The organism is Rhodococcus baikonurensis, assembly GCF_040489275.1.
GTDB classification, from domain to species: Bacteria; Actinomycetota; Actinomycetes; order Mycobacteriales; family Mycobacteriaceae; genus Rhodococcus_F; species Rhodococcus_F baikonurensis.
Genome location: NZ_JBEUOQ010000003.1, coordinates 452,807 through 467,236 on the forward strand (window position 1 = coordinate 452,807; position 14,430 = coordinate 467,236).

Sequence of the window (14,430 nt, forward strand, 5' to 3'; positions counted from 1 at the left end):
CGAACCCGCTCAGGCGTTCTGTTCTTTGCGCCGGGCGAGAATTGCCGCGAGCGCACCGCCGACCGCCCCGAGCACCAGTGCCGTCGGCACGCCGATCTTGGCGGCCTTTCGTCCGGTGCGAAAATCGCGAACTTCCCAGCCGCGGTTCTTGGCGAGTTCACGAAGATCTGCGTCGGGATTGATCGCCACCGGCGTTCCCACCAGCGAGAGCATCGGTACGTCGTTGTGGCTGTCCGAGTAAGCGGAACAGCGCTTGAGATTGAGTCCTTCACGCACCGCCAACGTCCGCACGGCGTGCGCCTTGCCCATGCCGTGCAGGATGTCGCCGACGAGTCGACCGGTGAAGACGCCGTCCTCACTCTCGGCGACGGTGCCCAACGCACCGGTCAGTCCGAGTTTCTCGGCGATCACCTGAGCCAGTTCGACCGGAGTGGCCGTCACCAACCACACCTGTTGCCCTGCATCGAGGTGCATCTGGGCCAACGCCCTCGTGCCTGGCCAGATCTTGTCGGCGATGACCTCGTCGTAGATCTCCTCGCCGAGGCGGGCGAGTTCGGCGGTGGATCGACCGGCCACGAAGGACAGTGCTTTCTCGCGGCCTTCCGCGACGTCGTCACTGCTTTCTCGGCCGGTGACTCGGAACTTGATCTGCTTCCACGCGAAATCCACCAGATCCGAGGTCTTGAGATACTTGCGTGCGGCGAGACCACGGGCGAAGTGGATGATCGAGGCACCCTGCACCATGGTGTTGTCGACGTCGAAGAATGCGGCGGCCGTGAGGTCGCGCGGAACGGCCGGGGGCTCTTCGCCGGTTTCCGGTTCGGAGGGGTTGGCAGCTTCGTGCAATGCCAGAGCTGCGTCAGCGCTCGCCTCGCCGGCGAGATTGGCTCGAACTTCCGACTCACTCGGGCCCAGCGGATTCTTCACATGTCGACGTCCGGGGAGAATGACCCCGGCCAGCCCTGATCCGAATCCGGAGCCGTTCGGTAGTGATCGCGCAGGCACCCGCACCTCCCGTGTTGCACTCTCGAGCAGAGAACTCTTCGAGTCAGCCTATCCTCCGCGATGAGGCCCGATGGGTTGGATGGCGACCTTCCCTGTGGTGTGTGACGTTCCTCTCCGCTGATTTGGTACCGAGTGGGGCTCCGGAGGCACACTCGACCGATCAAGTAGATGGCGTCCCAGTAGAAGAAAGGTATGCGTCGATGACTACAGCTACGCATGAAGTAACCCTGTTGACACGCGCAGGATGCGCGTCCTGTGTCGGCGCGGCGGAGGTACTACGACGGGTCTGTTCCGAGTTCCAGCTCGAATTGACGTGCATCGACGTGGACGAAGCTGCTGCGACGGATCCGGAGCTGAGAGCGGAATACGGAGACCGGTTGCCGGTGATTCTTCTCGACGGACGCGAGCACGGTTATTGGGAAGTTGACGAAGAGCGCCTTCGTGACGATTTACGCAAGTAAGGCAACCCTCAAAGTTGTCCGCGGAGCCGCTTTGCAGGTGAACGGCACATCGAACCCGTCTCGAGCAACTTTGTGCATGGGTTCACAAGCGGTTACCGTGGTGTGAACATTCCCCCGGAGCATCGTGGAGGTCGACAGTCGTGTCGACCGGACGAGGAGCCAGCGACGTGACCGAACCGCACCAGACGCATGAGCCTGTGGCTCAGCGCGTCACCGGCGCTGCGGGCTCTTCCGTCACCGACGCTGCCAGCGCCTCGGTTACCGACTCGATCACTCAGGATCGCGTCATCCCCCAGGCTACGGTGACGCGCTTGGCCGCATACCTGCGGGTCCTCGGAGTGATGTCCGATCGCGGTACCTCCATCGTCTCGAGCGAGGAGCTCGCCCAGGCGTCGGGCGTCGGATCAGCGAAATTGCGCAAGGATCTCTCGTTCCTCGGACCCAACGGCGTCCGCGGTGTCGGGTACGACGTCAACAGGCTCCGCATTCGCATCGAGCGTGCACTCGGACTCGATCGTGGGCACAAGGTCGTTCTCGTCGGAGTCGGAAATCTCGGCAAGGCGCTTGTCGGGTACGGCGGATTCAGTCGCCGAGGTTTCGAGATGGTCGGACTCTTCGACAGTGACGCAGATCGAATCGGAAGCCGAGTCGGCGACCTGGTCGTGCGTAGCACCGAGGAACTGACCGTCGCCTGCCGCGAACTGAACGCCACCATCGGCGTCATCTCCACTCCGGACGAGGCAGCGCAGGGCGTGTGCGACCAGTTCGTCAGCGCCGGGTTGCGTTGCATCATGAGTTTCTCGCCGATCGCCCTCGACGTTCCCGATCACGTGGAACTGCGACGCGTAGATCTTGCCGTCGAGATGCAGGTTCTTTCCTTCAACAGCGCACGCAATGCCGATCAGGCATCCAGTGCGCCGCGAGTACGCGTGGCTCACGCCGCATCCGCTTCGTCAGTCCCATCCACCAGTTCACCCGCTCCGGTCGGAGCAGGTTCGACAAGAAACGGATCAGTGATCGCGCCGTGAGTGTTCTGCTTGTCGGGGTCTCGCATCGAACCGCGCCCGTCCCGGTGCTCGAGCGAGTGGCTGTTACCGACACCGATCGTCCGAAGCTGATCGACAAGCTTCTGGCGTCTTCGCACATCTCCGAAGCGATGATCGTCTCCACCTGCAACCGGGTGGAGGTCTACGCGGTGGTGGACGCGTTCCACGGTGCACTCACCGAGGTCGGTGAAATCCTGGCCGACCATTCGGGTCTCGATCTGACGGCGCTGCACGCTCACGCGTACGTCCGATACAGCGAAGCAGCGGTCGAACATCTCTTCGCCGTGGCCAGTGGCCTCGACTCGATGGTGATCGGCGAACAGCAGATTCTCGGCCAGATCCGTTCGGCCTACGCATCTTCCGATGCGCAGCAGGCCGCCGGACGCGTCGTCCACGAACTGGCTCAGCAGGCATTGCGCGTCGGCAAGCGAGTGCATTCCGAAACCGGAATCGACTCCGCCGGAGCATCTGTCGTGTCCGTGGCTCTCGATCGTGCAGCCGGCATCATCGGCGAGGGCGGCCTGGTCGGCCGCACTGCCGTGGTCGTCGGGGCAGGTTCGATGGGCGGTCTGTCGGTTGCGCATCTCACCCGCGCCGGAATCGCACGCATCGTCGTCGTCAACCGGACCCAGGAACGCGCCGAGCACCTCGCCGAGACGGCACGATCCAACGGCGTCGACGCCGACGGTGTTGCCTTCGACCAGCTTTCGGCCGCGATGGCGCAGGCAGATGTCATGGTCACCTGTACCGGCGCGGTCGGGGCAGTGGTCACCCTGGCGGATGTGCACCGCGCACTCGCCGAGCCCGATCGCGACAACACCAAGCACCTGGTCATCTGCGACCTCGGGTTGCCGCGCGACATCGATCCCGCCGTCGCCGGCCTGCCGGGTGTCACCGTTCTCGACATGGAGACGCTGCAGCGTGATCCGGCGGCAGGCGCAGCCGCGTCCGATGCAGATGCCGCACGCACCATCGTCGCCGGCGAACTTGCGACCTACCTCGCCGGACAACGCCTCGCCGAGGTCACTCCGACCGTGACGGCTTTGCGTCAGCGCGCCGCCGACGTCGTCGAAGCCGAACTGATGCGTCTCGATTCGCGTCTGCCCGGCCTGGACGATCCGCAGCGCGACGAGGTTGCACGCACCGTGCGACGCGTCGTGGACAAGCTTCTCCACGCCCCGACCGTGCGCGTCAAGCAACTGGCGTCGGCCCCCGGCGGCGACTCCTACGCAGCAGCGCTGCGCGAACTCTTCGAACTCAGCCCCGGATCTCCCGCGGCCGTGGCCACACCCACCGATCTGGTGGACGGCGACCGCACTGGAAGGGACCTGCAGGCATGAGCGTCACCACCCCTCGATCGGGGAGCCCGCTGCGGATCGGCACTCGCGGAAGTCTTCTCGCGACCACGCAGGCCGGCACCGTGCGCGATGCCCTCATTGCAGCGGGACATCCCGCCGAGTTGGTCATCATCAAGACCAAGGGCGACCAGTCCACCGATCCCGTCCAGAAGATCGGCGTCGGAGTGTTCACCGCAGAGCTTCGGGAAGCCTTGCTGGACAACCGCGTCGACGTTGCTGTGCATTCCTACAAGGACTTGCCGACCGCTCAGGATCCGCGCTTCGTCATTGCTGCGATTCCGCCTCGTGAGGATCCGCGTGACGCGCTCGTCGCCCGCGACGGTCTGGTCCTCGGGGAGCTTCCGGCCGGTTCCAAGGTGGGAACCTCGGCGCCCCGCCGTGTTTCGCAGCTCAAGGCACTCGGGCTCGGCCTCGACATCGTGCCGTTGCGGGGCAACCTGCAACGCCGTCTCGGCAAGGTCGAATCCGGTGAACTCGACGCCGTGATCCTCGCTCGCGCCGGCCTGTCCCGGATCGGTCTGCTCGACCTCATCACCGAGAACATCGAGCCCGTACAGATGCTCCCCGCTCCGGCCCAGGGTGCTCTGGCCGTCGAATGCCTTTCTGCCAATACGGAATTGGCGGCGATCTTGGCCGAGCACGACGACGCCGGTACCCGCGCGGCAGTCACTGCCGAGCGTGCCCTGCTCGCCGAGTTGGAAGCCGGCTGCACCGCGCCGGTCGGTGCGATCGCGGAGATCGTCGAATCTCTCGACGACGACGGCAGAATCTTCGACGAACTGTCGGTACGCGGCTGCGCAGCCGCCATCGACGGTTCGGACGTCATCCGTACCGGCGCAGTGGGTGCGCCGGACAAGGCCGAGGAACTCGGCCGAGCGGTAGCGCGCGAGTTACTCGAACTCGGCGCCCGTGAGTTGATGAACGTGACTACAGGCGAGGCAGCCGATGTTTGACGCCCCACTTTGCACTTGCACCAAGTTCCCATTTCGATACAGCGCACTGGAGAATCACCGATGACCCGAGTCCGAAAGAACACTCCCGGACGGATCCTGTTCGTGGGATCGGGACCGGGCGACCCCGCCCTGCTCACCGTTCGCGCACGTGACGTCCTCACCGGCGCCGCAATGGCATTCACCGATCCGGACGTCGACAAGGGCGTCGTCGCGCTCGTCGGCATCGACATGGGCCGCGACGAGGAGACCGGCGAGCTGATCGCGGACGTGCGTCCGGCACTCGGTGAACCTGCCGAGGTTGCAAAGACATTGGTTCACGAGGCCAAAAACGGCCACGACGTCGTGCGTCTGGTCTCCGGCGACCCGCTGACCACCGATTCCGTGATCGCGGAGGTCACCGCAGTCGCCCGCACGCAGGTTCAGTTCGAGGTTCTCCCGGGTCTGCCTTCCGGTTCGGCTGTGCCGAGTTACGCAGGCATGGCGCTCGGCTCGGGTCACACCGAGGCCGACGTTCGCGGTGAAGTGGACTGGGCTGCTCTGGCCGCTGCACCGGGACCGCTTGTCCTGCATGCAACGTCAGGACATCTCGCCGAGACCGCCAGCGCGCTGGTCGAGAACGGCTTGGCTCCGCAGACGCCCGCTGCCATCACCGTCCGCGGCACCACTCGTCAGCAGCGAACCGTCGAGGCAACTCTCGCCACTCTCAACGAAGCCGGATCCGAACTGGTGGGCTCGCTCATCGTCACGGTCGGCAAGGTTGTCGCGCAGCGCAACAAGATGTCGTGGTGGGAATCGCGCGCACTGTACGGCTGGACCGTCCTCGTGCCGCGCACAAAGGATCAGGCCGGCGAGATGAGCGACCGTCTGGTCACTCACGGAGCCATCCCGATCGAGGTTCCGACCATCGCCGTCGAGCCGCCCCGCAGCCCGGCTCAGATGGAGCGTTCGGTCAAGGGTCTCGTCGACGGTCGCTACCAGTGGGTCGTCTTCACTTCCACCAATGCCGTTCGCGCAGTGTGGGAGAAGTTCGAGGAGTTCGGTCTCGACGCTCGCGCCTTCTCCGGTGTGAAGATCGCCTGCATCGGCGAAGCAACCGCTGCCAAGGTTCGCTCGTTCGGTATCAACCCCGAGCTGATCCCGACCGGTGAGCAGTCCAGCGAAGGCCTGTTGGCCGAATTCGCTCCGTACGACGACGTTTTCGATCCGGTCAACCGGGTTCTGTTGCCGCGCGCGGACATTGCAACCGAAACCCTCGCCGAGGGCCTACGTGAACGTGGTTGGGAGATCGACGACGTCACCGCCTACCGCACCGTCCGGGCAGCGCCGCCGCCGGCCGAGACCCGCGAGATGATCAAGACCGGTGGCTTCGACGCCGTCTGCTTCACCTCGTCCTCGACCGTGCGCAACCTCGTCGGCATCGCCGGCAAGCCGCACGCCCGCACGTTGGTCGCGTGCATCGGCCCGAAGACGGCTGAAACCGCTATCGAGTTCGGTCTGCGCGTCGACGTGCAGCCCGAGACCTCGCAGGTGGGACCGCTGGTGGAGGCTCTCGCCGAGCACGCAGCTCGCTTGCGTGCCGAAGGTGCTCTGCCGCCCCCGCGCAAGAAGTCTCGAAGGCGCTAGCGCACCCGTGAGTGGTTGAGGAGTCTGTGGACTCCTCAACCGCTCACAGGTCCCGACGAAGGAGGGCTACTTCTCGTGTTTCCCACTCATCGCCCTCGCCGGCTCCGGCGCACCCCTGCGCTCCGGCGACTCGTGGCTGAGACCTCGCTCGAACCCCGGCACCTCGTTCTGCCGATGTTCGTTGCAGACGGCATCGACGCCCCGCGTGAGATCAGTTCCATGCCAGGCGTTTTCCAGCACACCCTCGATTCGCTGCGGTCCGCCGCGGTGGAAGCGGTGGAAGCCGGAGTCGGTGGCCTGATGCTCTTCGGTGTACCGAAGGCGGAGGACAAGGACCCGCAGGGGTCCGGCGCCTCCGATCCCGACGGCATCCTCAACGTCGGATTGCGTGCTCTGGCAGACGAACTCGGCGATTCGACGGTCATCATGGCCGATACCTGCCTCGACGAGTTCACCGATCACGGCCACTGCGGCGTGTTGACTGCAGGCGGCACCGTCGACAACGACGCAACCTTGATCCGATACGTCGAAATGGCTCTCGCGCAAGCTGAATCGGGTGCGCATCTGCTCGGTCCCAGTGGCATGATGGACGGTCAGGTGGCCGCGATCCGCGGCGCACTCGATGCATCCGGGTATGTGGAGGTCGGCCAGCTCGCCTATGCCGCGAAGTACGCGTCGGCGTTCTACGGGCCGTTCCGTGAAGCCGTCGGGTCCTCACTGCAAGGCGACCGTCGTACTTATCAGCAGGACGGGGCCAATCGCCGCGAGTCGATGCGCGAGGTAGACCTCGACATCGCCGAGGGCGCCGACATGGTGATGGTCAAGCCGGCAATGTCCTACCTCGACATTCTGCGTGAGACCGCCGACCGGTCTCCGGTTCCGGTCGCTGCGTACCAGATCTCGGGGGAGTACTCGATGATCACCGCCGCCGCGCAGAACGGGTGGATCGATCGGGATGCGGCGATTCTCGAATCGCTCACCAGCATTCGCCGCGCCGGTGCCGACGTGGTCCTCACGTACTGGGCGTCGGAAGTTGCCGGATGGCTGTGACGGAGTCACACATGGTGGCTGTGACGGAGTCACGCATGGTGGCTGTGCCGGCGTCGACCGATACGCTGGTGTCATGACCGAGCAGTGGCCGCCGTCGCGCCAGGAACCGCCCCGCCGGGAACCTCCCTACGACAACCAGCCGTTCGAGAATCAGCCGTACCGCGAACTCGGACCGATGCCGACGGGTCAGATCCCGGGATACGGCCCCGGTTACAACGGATACCCGGGGCCCCAGCCGAAGCTCGAGCCGCCGACGGACGTCGTGACTGCGATTCAGCTGTGGTGGGCCGTGACGGCTCTGGGGTTGGTCCAGGGCGGCGCGATGATCTGGATGCTGCTCGGGCAGAAGTCGATGTTCGTCGACGAGATGCTCAGAAACCAAGCAGCTGTCGACGCCGGCCTGACGCGTTCCGACGTGGAGGGCATGTTCCCACTGGTCATCGTGTTCTCTGCGGTTCTGGTCGTGATCGTCACCGCGGTGTTCCTCCTGTTCGTGCGCGCGATGAGTCGCGGCAAGAACTGGGCTCGAATGTTGCTGACGTTCTGTGGCGTCTTCATGCTGGTCTCCGCGATCCCGGTGATCTTCGGGCTCGGCGGCGACGGCGGTGCGGCCACTCTGCTGTTCGGCGGAGCGGAAATCCTGCAGGCAGTTGCGGCTGTCGGGGCGATCGTGATGATGCACCGAAAAGAGTCCAATCCGTACTTTCTTCGTTTCCCCCCGGCGGGGAACCGGTAGGTAGCTCGGGGTACTGTGAAACGGGTCACTGAAGTAGTAGGGGAGAGGTCGGACGCGATGAGTTCTCAGGAAGCCCTGCGTACGGAAAGCACCCACGACGCGCCACTGCGCCAACGTGGTTCACGCACCGAAGTGATCTTGTTCGCGATCCTCGGAGCCTCTGTTCTGGTGACACTCCTGATGCTCATGATTCCGGGCATCGTCAGCGGATAGCGCACACTTGAACCCGTGAGTATCTCTACGAAGGTCAGGCGCCCGACGGCCGTCGAGGCAGCATTCTGGCTGTGGATCGCCAGCGCGTTCCTGCTCATACTCTTCGGCTTGATCAATGTCACCAGCGCGTCGTATTCGCTGCGTGAGCAGTTCACCGATCAAGGCGTTTCGGCCGGAAACATCGACATCTACGTCACCTTCGTGCGGGTGTCCGGACTGGTTCTGCTGTTGACCGGCCTCGCGATCGGCGGCCTCGCCGGTCCCACTCGCGCCGGCAAACCTCTGTGCCGACGGATCCTGGTGATCGTGTCCGGGGTGTTCGCGGTGCTGCAAATCGCGCTGGTCGTCGCGGGGATCAGTACCGTGCTCGCGCTTGTCGTTCCCGTCATGCTGATCTGTGCCTGCGTCGCGATCTATCGCGACACCACCCGAAGTTGGTTCGCCCGTGGTTGACCGTGCTCCCGAAAGCGGCCCGGACGTTCTGTACTACGAACCGGGTTCTCGGTGGTGGGCCATCGCGTTCGGTCCGATCTTCTGCCTGATCGCCCTGGTCATCGAGCTGTTCACCGGCCCGGTGGTGCACTGGTTCGGTCTGGCGATGTTCGCCGTGATTCTCACCGGATTGGTGTACGTGCAGGTGATTGCCGCGCGCCGGCATGCGAGCGTGCTTCTGACCGCGACCACGTTGCGTCAGGGAACCGAAGAGGTACCGATCACCGAGATCGCCGAGGTGTTCCCGGAGTCCGACGACGCCGCCTACGAGGACGAAATGGAGCCGTGGGAAACGGCTCGCGCGCTCGGTGAGTTGTCCGGAGTGCCCCGGCGACGGCACGGGATCGGCTTGCGTCTGACCACCGGAGGATTGGTGCGTGCGTGGGCGAAGGACGATCGGGCACTTCGCGAGGCGTTGAGCCAGGTTGTCACGGTTGGTGTAGAACCGGACGGGTCTGCCGATGAGTGAGCCGCAGCCGTCTCCATTCGTCGACGTGAAGACGTGGATCGGTGTCCTCGGGATCGTCGCCGCCACGATTCTGGCGGTCGTGTGCTGGCGAGCGGGTACCACGACGTCCGACTTCGGGCCGATACTCGAGGGCGCTCCGCCGTTCGAGAGCACACACTACGACGGGCTCTGGATCTCGGGTGCCGGGCTGTCGATTCTGGTGGCGGGGCTGATGGCCATCGATGTCGTGCGCCGCGTCCGGGTGGGCTTCGTCGCATCCCGGTAGCCCTCATACGGGTAGGGGGTATAGTTGCGGTATGAGTAGTTACAGCCCCGAGCAGGACGATCTGCTCAAGCGCCTTCGTCGTATCGAAGGTCAGGTAGCCGGAATCTCGCGCATGGTCGCAGACGACCGTTACTGCATCGACGTGCTCACCCAGGTGTCCGCCGCGACGAGCGCGTTGCAGTCCGTATCCCTGAAGCTTCTCGACGCCCACCTTGCTGGTTGCGTCGTCGAAGCTGCCAAGCAGGGTGGTCCGGAAGCGGACGTCAAGATCAAGGAAGCTCAGGCGGCCATCGCTCGTCTCGTTCGTTCGTAAGGTGCCGGTCCGTCACTGCGTGATGGACCGCGCGAGCGCCCGGGCGGAGAAGTTCACGAAATGCTCGGGTGTGATCTCTTTGGCGACGTTGATGACGATGGTGTCCGACAGGCCTTTGAGCCCGGAGAGCACCACATGGACAAGCGCGGGGTCGTCGATCAACCGGTTTCCTTCGGCTGCAGCAGATTCCGTGAGCGCTCGAACCAACGCCGAGTTGAAGACCGCTACGGATGCGTGAAGTTCCCGCATGCTCTCTCGGTCGGAGCCGGCCATGCCTTCGATGTCGCGCCAGGTGGTGGTGAGTCGGCCCACCCGTGCCCAGTGCCGAGCAAACTCGGAGATCACGGACTCGAGTAATGCGCTCAGCCCCTGCTCGCGGGGGAGCGAGTTCACGAAATCGGCCATTTCCAGCTGACTCTCGCTGAGGAGGGCGGCGAAGATGTCCTGCTTGTCGACGAAGTACTGGTAGATCAGTCCGGTGCTGGTGCCGGCTCGTTTGGCGACCGCGCGGATGGTGAGCGCGGAGTAGCCGCCCTCGTCCAGAAGCGAAATCGCCGCGTCGAGCGTTCGGCGTCGACGCACTTCGGCGTCGCCGTAGATCGACTTGCTGCTGGTACTGCTCATTTGATCACCGTAGTCGCGGTGGTCGGCATCCTCAATTCACATCGAACACCGTTCGTTGTTGAACGCCACCCAGAATAAAATGTGATACAGATCATAGAATGAACATTGTTCGAAATAGAATGAACATCGTTCATTCTGGTGTTACGGTATGGCGCAGACCACATCGAGACCAGTGCATCGCGCTGGACACTCTGCGGTCGGCCTGACCTTTCTTCCCGTATCGATCGGGAGGTCTACACAGTTGTGGAGTACCTATGACACGCACTAACGATGAACGCGCGGCGATCGACATCGCCACCGCGGCTGGAGAACTTCTGCTCGAACACCGCAAATCCCTCGGCGAAAACGACGGTGATGCCGCGACTTTCAAGAACGCGGCCGATCGACTCAGTCATGAATTCATCGTCGCCGAACTTGCCCGACGCTTCCCTGCGGATGCAGTGCTGTCGGAGGAAGGTGTTGACGACCTCGCGAGGCTGGCTGCGGATCGGGTGTGGATCGTCGACCCTCTCGACGGCACCCGTGAGTACGGCGAGGCCGGCCGATCGGACTGGGCCGTGCATGTTGCACTGACCGAAAACGGCGTCCTCACAACAGGTGCGGTCGCAATGCCTGCCCTCGGCGTCACCTATTGCAGCGGTGATGATCGAACCGGGCGGGATTCCGCGACGCCGGTTCGTGTCGTCGTATCGCGGACGCGGCGTCCGGAACCGGTCATGCGCATGGCCGACTCCATGGGCGCGGAGTTGATCGAAATGGGATCCGCCGGAGCCAAAGCAATGGCGGTCGTCTCGGGTGACGCAGACATCTATGCGCATGCGGGCGGACAGTACGAGTGGGATTCGGCGGCGCCCGTTGCTGTCGCACGTGCTGCAGGACTGCATGTTTCACGTATCGACGGCAGTGAGCTTTGCTACAACCAGGAAAAACCGTGGTTGCCGGATCTCCTCATCTGCTTGCCCGAACTCGCCCCGAAAGCACTGGAGGAACTGGGCCGATGACCGCGACACTGACGCACCTCGAACGACTCGAAGCCGAGAGTATTCACATCATGCGTGAAGCTGCCTCGCAGAGTGAGAACCCGGTGATGCTGTACTCGGTGGGCAAAGATTCCGCGGTGATGCTGCATCTGGCGCGCAAGGCCTTCTATCCGTCGAAGCTGCCGTTTCCGCTGTTGCACGTCGACACCACGTGGAAGTTTCGCGAGATGTACAAACTTCGTGACAGTACCGCTGCTGCAGGCGATCTCGATCTCATCGTCCACACCAATCCGGACTGCGTGAAGCAGGGGATCAACCCGTTCACTCACGGCAGCGCTGTCCATACCGACATGTGGAAAACAGAAGGTCTCAAACAAGCCCTCGATCACTACAAATTCGACGCGGCGTTCGGTGGTGCCCGGCGCGACGAAGAAAAATCCCGTGCCAAGGAACGGATCTTCTCGATCCGATCAGCTGCGCACCGCTGGGATCCCAAGCAGCAGCGACCAGAGTTGTGGCGGATGTACAACGTCCGCAAAGCGCCGGGCGAAAGCCTGCGCGTCTTCCCGCTCTCGAACTGGACCGAGCTGGATGTGTGGGAATACATACGCCAGGAAGAGATTCCGATCGTTCCGCTGTATTTTGCCGACAAGCGGCCCGTCGTCGAGCGGGACGGTGCGCTGATCATGGTCGACGACGACCGGATGCCGTTGCTGCCGGGCGAGACTCCGGAACTCAAGAGCGTTCGTTTCCGCACCCTCGGCTGTTACCCGCTGACCGGTGCCGTCGAATCGGCCGCAACGAGTCTGACCGAGATCATCTCGGAAATGTTGCTCACCACCACTTCCGAACGCCAGGGACGGGTCATCGACCACGACTCGAGTGCGTCGATGGAAAAGAAGAAGCAAGAGGGGTACTTCTGATGACTGTTTCCTCTGAATTGATCGCTGACGACATCGAGGCGTACCTCGAACGTCATGCGAACAAGAGCATGCTGCGATTCATCACCTGCGGCAGCGTCGACGACGGCAAGAGCACCTTGATCGGCCGTCTGCTCTACGAATCGAAACTCGTCTTCGACGACCAGCTCACGGCGCTCGAAGCCGATTCGCGCAAGAGCGGAACGCAGGGGGAGGGGCTCGATTTCGCTCTCCTGGTCGACGGTCTCGCCGCCGAACGTGAGCAGGGCATCACGATCGACGTCGCCTACCGCTACTTCACGACCGAGCGACGCAAGTTCGTCGTCGCTGATACTCCGGGGCATGAGCAGTACACCCGGAACATGGTGACGGGCGCATCGACGGCCGATCTTGCTGTGATCCTTGTCGATTCCCGCAAGGGCATACTGACTCAGACCCGTCGGCACTCGTATCTCGTGTCCTTGCTCGGGATCAAGCACGTGGTGCTGGCCGTGAACAAGCTAGACCTCGTCGACTACTCGCAAGAGGTCTTCGATGCCATCACCGCGGATTACGCAGAGTTCGCTCACGAGATCGGTCTCGACGGGTTCGTCGCCATTCCGATGTCGGCATACATGGGTGACAATCTCACCGAGCGCAGCGCGAATACCCCGTGGTACTCCGGACCCAGCCTGATCGAACATCTCGAAAGCGTGGACATCGACGATGCTGCCGCTGCGGCTCCGTTCCGGATGCCGGTGCAGTGGGTCAACCGACCGGACCTCGACTTCCGGGGATTCTCCGGCCAGATCGTCTCCGGCACCGTATCTCCCGGAGATCCCATCCGCGTACTCCCCAGTGGAAAGACGTCCACGGTCGAGCGCATCGTGACCATGGGTGGCGACCTCGACGTTGCCGGCGCGGGCCGCTCGGTCACCATCACGCTCGCCGACGAGATCGACATCAGCCGCGGTGATGTGCTGTCCATCGGCGACAACCCGCCGGCCGTCGCCGATCAGTTCGAGGCCTGCATCGTCTGGATGGGTGAGGCTCTTATGCTGCCTGAGCGGCCGTTCCTGTGCCAGATCGGTACCGTCACCGTCACTGCGCGCATCACGAAACCCAAACACAAGATCAACGTCAACACTCTCGAGAAGACTGCAACGACTACTCTCGCGCTCAACGAAATCGGAGTGTGCAACCTCAGTTTCGATCGGCCCGTCCCGTTCGACCCGTACGTCGGCAACCGTGACACCGGTAGCTTCATCCTCATCGACCGCCTGACCAACAGCACTGTCGGTGCGGGCATGATCACGCACTCGCTGCGTCGATCGGACAACATTCACTGGCAATCCGTCGACGTCGACGAGGCCGCGCACACCAGGCTCAAGGGTCACCAACCCGCAGTTCTGTGGTTCACGGGCCTCTCCGGTTCGGGAAAGTCGACCATCGCCAACGATGTCGAGCGTCAACTGCACGCACTCGGCGCGCACACCTACCTCCTCGACGGAGACAACGTCCGTCACGGGCTGAATCGAGACCTCGGATTCACCGAAGCCGACCGCGTCGAGAACATCCGCCGCGTCACGGAAGTCACCCGCCTGATGGCGGATGCCGGCCTGATCGTGCTCGCGTCCTTCATTTCACCGTTCGAGGCCGAGCGTCATGCCGCTCGTGAATTGATCGGCGACCAACAGTTCGTCGAAATCTTCGTCGACACCGCTCTTGCCGTCGCAGAGGAGCGAGATCCCAAGGGGCTGTACAAGAAAGCTCGACGTGGGGAATTGGTGAACTTCACCGGCATCGATTCGCCGTACGAACCACCTCAGCACCCCGATATCCACATCGACACCAGTGTCACGACGACCGAGGACGCTGCGATCGCGATCATCGACTATCTCCGCGCCCGCGGAACCATTTCTCGATCCGTCTGAACTCGAGGA

The 14,430-nt window shown here is 63.4% G+C and carries 17 protein-coding genes; 15 read left to right on the plus strand and 2 right to left on the minus strand.

All coding sequences use genetic code 11. The annotated features are described in order from the left end of the window. Positions 1 to 9: 9 nt before the first annotated feature. A complete protein-coding gene (locus ABWI03_RS09790) occupies positions 10 to 1,005 on the minus strand; it encodes an HAD family hydrolase (protein ID WP_124568188.1) in 996 nt (331 codons plus the stop codon). Positions 1,006 to 1,205: 200 nt separating this feature from the next. Between ABWI03_RS09790 and ABWI03_RS09795 the strand changes: the two genes are divergently transcribed. From ABWI03_RS09795 to ABWI03_RS09850, 12 genes are all read left to right on the plus strand, one after another. Continuing rightward, positions 1,206 to 1,466: a glutaredoxin family protein gene (locus ABWI03_RS09795; protein WP_095970481.1), complete on the plus strand. Its 261-nt coding sequence runs from the start codon at positions 1,206 to 1,208 to the stop codon at positions 1,464 to 1,466. Between the two features lie 140 nt (positions 1,467 to 1,606). Beyond that, positions 1,607 to 2,494, plus strand: a complete 888-nt coding sequence (locus ABWI03_RS09800; protein WP_095970377.1) for a redox-sensing transcriptional repressor Rex — start codon at positions 1,607 to 1,609, stop codon at positions 2,492 to 2,494. Next, entirely contained in the window at positions 2,491 to 3,852 is a 1,362-nt protein-coding gene (locus ABWI03_RS09805) for a glutamyl-tRNA reductase (RefSeq protein ID WP_003941867.1), read from the plus strand. The genes ABWI03_RS09800 and ABWI03_RS09805 overlap by 4 nt, the downstream gene beginning before the upstream one ends. Then, positions 3,849 to 4,823 (plus strand): hydroxymethylbilane synthase, encoded by a 975-nt coding sequence (gene hemC, locus ABWI03_RS09810; protein ID WP_050656226.1) that lies wholly within the window; start codon positions 3,849 to 3,851, stop codon positions 4,821 to 4,823. Before ABWI03_RS09805 ends, hemC begins: the two co-directional genes overlap by 4 nt. Before the next feature lie 60 nt (positions 4,824 to 4,883). After that, on the plus strand, positions 4,884 to 6,446 hold the full coding sequence (locus ABWI03_RS09815; RefSeq protein ID WP_003941969.1) for a bifunctional uroporphyrinogen-III C-methyltransferase/uroporphyrinogen-III synthase: 1,563 nt from the start codon (positions 4,884 to 4,886) through the stop codon (positions 6,444 to 6,446). Between the two features lie 75 nt (positions 6,447 to 6,521). Further along, positions 6,522 to 7,496: a porphobilinogen synthase gene (gene hemB / locus ABWI03_RS09820; RefSeq protein WP_050656225.1), complete on the plus strand. Its 975-nt coding sequence runs from the start codon at positions 6,522 to 6,524 to the stop codon at positions 7,494 to 7,496. Positions 7,497 to 7,569: 73 nt separating this feature from the next. Further along, positions 7,570 to 8,232: a hypothetical protein gene (locus ABWI03_RS09825; RefSeq protein WP_095970375.1), complete on the plus strand. Its 663-nt coding sequence runs from the start codon at positions 7,570 to 7,572 to the stop codon at positions 8,230 to 8,232. Between the two features lie 57 nt (positions 8,233 to 8,289). Then, positions 8,290 to 8,445: a hypothetical protein gene (locus tag ABWI03_RS09830; RefSeq protein WP_003941930.1), complete on the plus strand. Its 156-nt coding sequence runs from the start codon at positions 8,290 to 8,292 to the stop codon at positions 8,443 to 8,445. A 15-nt stretch (positions 8,446 to 8,460) separates the two neighbouring features. Beyond that, positions 8,461 to 8,898 carry a hypothetical protein gene (locus tag ABWI03_RS09835; protein ID WP_019744370.1) on the plus strand — a complete coding sequence of 146 codons (438 nt, stop codon included), beginning with the start codon at positions 8,461 to 8,463 and terminating at the stop codon, positions 8,896 to 8,898. After that, the gene (gene mce1N, locus ABWI03_RS09840) at positions 8,891 to 9,406 is read left to right on the plus strand and encodes a transport-regulating membrane protein Mce1N (RefSeq protein ID WP_124568190.1); all 516 of its coding nucleotides are present in this window, start codon (positions 8,891 to 8,893) and stop codon (positions 9,404 to 9,406) included. The genes ABWI03_RS09835 and mce1N overlap by 8 nt, the downstream gene beginning before the upstream one ends. Continuing rightward, positions 9,399 to 9,671, plus strand: coding sequence for a hypothetical protein (locus tag ABWI03_RS09845; protein WP_050656222.1), 273 nt, complete (start codon positions 9,399 to 9,401; stop codon positions 9,669 to 9,671). Before mce1N ends, ABWI03_RS09845 begins: the two co-directional genes overlap by 8 nt. A gap of 31 nt (positions 9,672 to 9,702) precedes the next feature. Next, entirely contained in the window at positions 9,703 to 9,984 is a 282-nt protein-coding gene (locus ABWI03_RS09850; RefSeq protein ID WP_003942012.1) for a metal-sensitive transcriptional regulator, read from the plus strand. A gap of 12 nt (positions 9,985 to 9,996) precedes the next feature. Here the strand turns inward: ABWI03_RS09850 and ABWI03_RS09855 are convergent, their stop codons facing one another. Next, complete coding sequence (locus ABWI03_RS09855; RefSeq protein WP_200315951.1) at positions 9,997 to 10,608, minus strand: TetR/AcrR family transcriptional regulator; 612 nt, start codon at positions 10,606 to 10,608, stop codon at positions 9,997 to 9,999. A gap of 254 nt (positions 10,609 to 10,862) precedes the next feature. Between ABWI03_RS09855 and ABWI03_RS09860 the strand changes: the two genes are divergently transcribed. From ABWI03_RS09860 to cysN, 3 genes are read left to right on the plus strand one after another with little or no spacing between them, the layout of a single operon-like run. Continuing rightward, a complete protein-coding gene (locus ABWI03_RS09860; RefSeq protein ID WP_124568193.1) occupies positions 10,863 to 11,609 on the plus strand; it encodes a 3'(2'),5'-bisphosphate nucleotidase CysQ in 747 nt (248 codons plus the stop codon). Further along, positions 11,606 to 12,511, plus strand: a complete 906-nt coding sequence (cysD, locus tag ABWI03_RS09865) for a sulfate adenylyltransferase subunit CysD (protein ID WP_124568194.1) — start codon at positions 11,606 to 11,608, stop codon at positions 12,509 to 12,511. The genes ABWI03_RS09860 and cysD overlap by 4 nt, the downstream gene beginning before the upstream one ends. Then, a complete protein-coding gene (gene cysN / locus ABWI03_RS09870; protein ID WP_235171643.1) occupies positions 12,511 to 14,421 on the plus strand; it encodes a sulfate adenylyltransferase subunit CysN in 1,911 nt (636 codons plus the stop codon). Before cysD ends, cysN begins: the two co-directional genes overlap by 1 nt. Positions 14,422 to 14,430: the final 9 nt, after the last annotated feature.

Bases quoted from the DNA above. Each gene is read 5' to 3' on its own strand.
- ABWI03_RS09795 (WP_095970481.1), top strand. From the start codon at position 1,206: ATGACTACAGCTACGCATGAAGTAACCCTGTTGACACGCGCAGGATGC.
- hemC (WP_050656226.1), top strand. From the start codon at position 3,849: ATGAGCGTCACCACCCCTCGATCGGGGAGCCCGCTGCGGATCGGCACT.
- ABWI03_RS09815 (WP_003941969.1), top strand. From the start codon at position 4,884: ATGACCCGAGTCCGAAAGAACACTCCCGGACGGATCCTGTTCGTGGGA.
- ABWI03_RS09825 (WP_095970375.1), top strand. From the start codon at position 7,570: ATGACCGAGCAGTGGCCGCCGTCGCGCCAGGAACCGCCCCGCCGGGAA.
- ABWI03_RS09830 (WP_003941930.1), top strand. From the start codon at position 8,290: ATGAGTTCTCAGGAAGCCCTGCGTACGGAAAGCACCCACGACGCGCCA.
- ABWI03_RS09845 (WP_050656222.1), top strand. From the start codon at position 9,399: ATGAGTGAGCCGCAGCCGTCTCCATTCGTCGACGTGAAGACGTGGATC.
- ABWI03_RS09850 (WP_003942012.1), top strand. From the start codon at position 9,703: ATGAGTAGTTACAGCCCCGAGCAGGACGATCTGCTCAAGCGCCTTCGT.
- ABWI03_RS09855 (WP_200315951.1), bottom strand. From the start codon at position 10,608: ATGAGCAGTACCAGCAGCAAGTCGATCTACGGCGACGCCGAAGTGCGT.
- ABWI03_RS09860 (WP_124568193.1), top strand. From the start codon at position 10,863: ATGACACGCACTAACGATGAACGCGCGGCGATCGACATCGCCACCGCG.
- cysD (WP_124568194.1), top strand. From the start codon at position 11,606: ATGACCGCGACACTGACGCACCTCGAACGACTCGAAGCCGAGAGTATT.
- cysN (WP_235171643.1), top strand. From the start codon at position 12,511: ATGACTGTTTCCTCTGAATTGATCGCTGACGACATCGAGGCGTACCTC.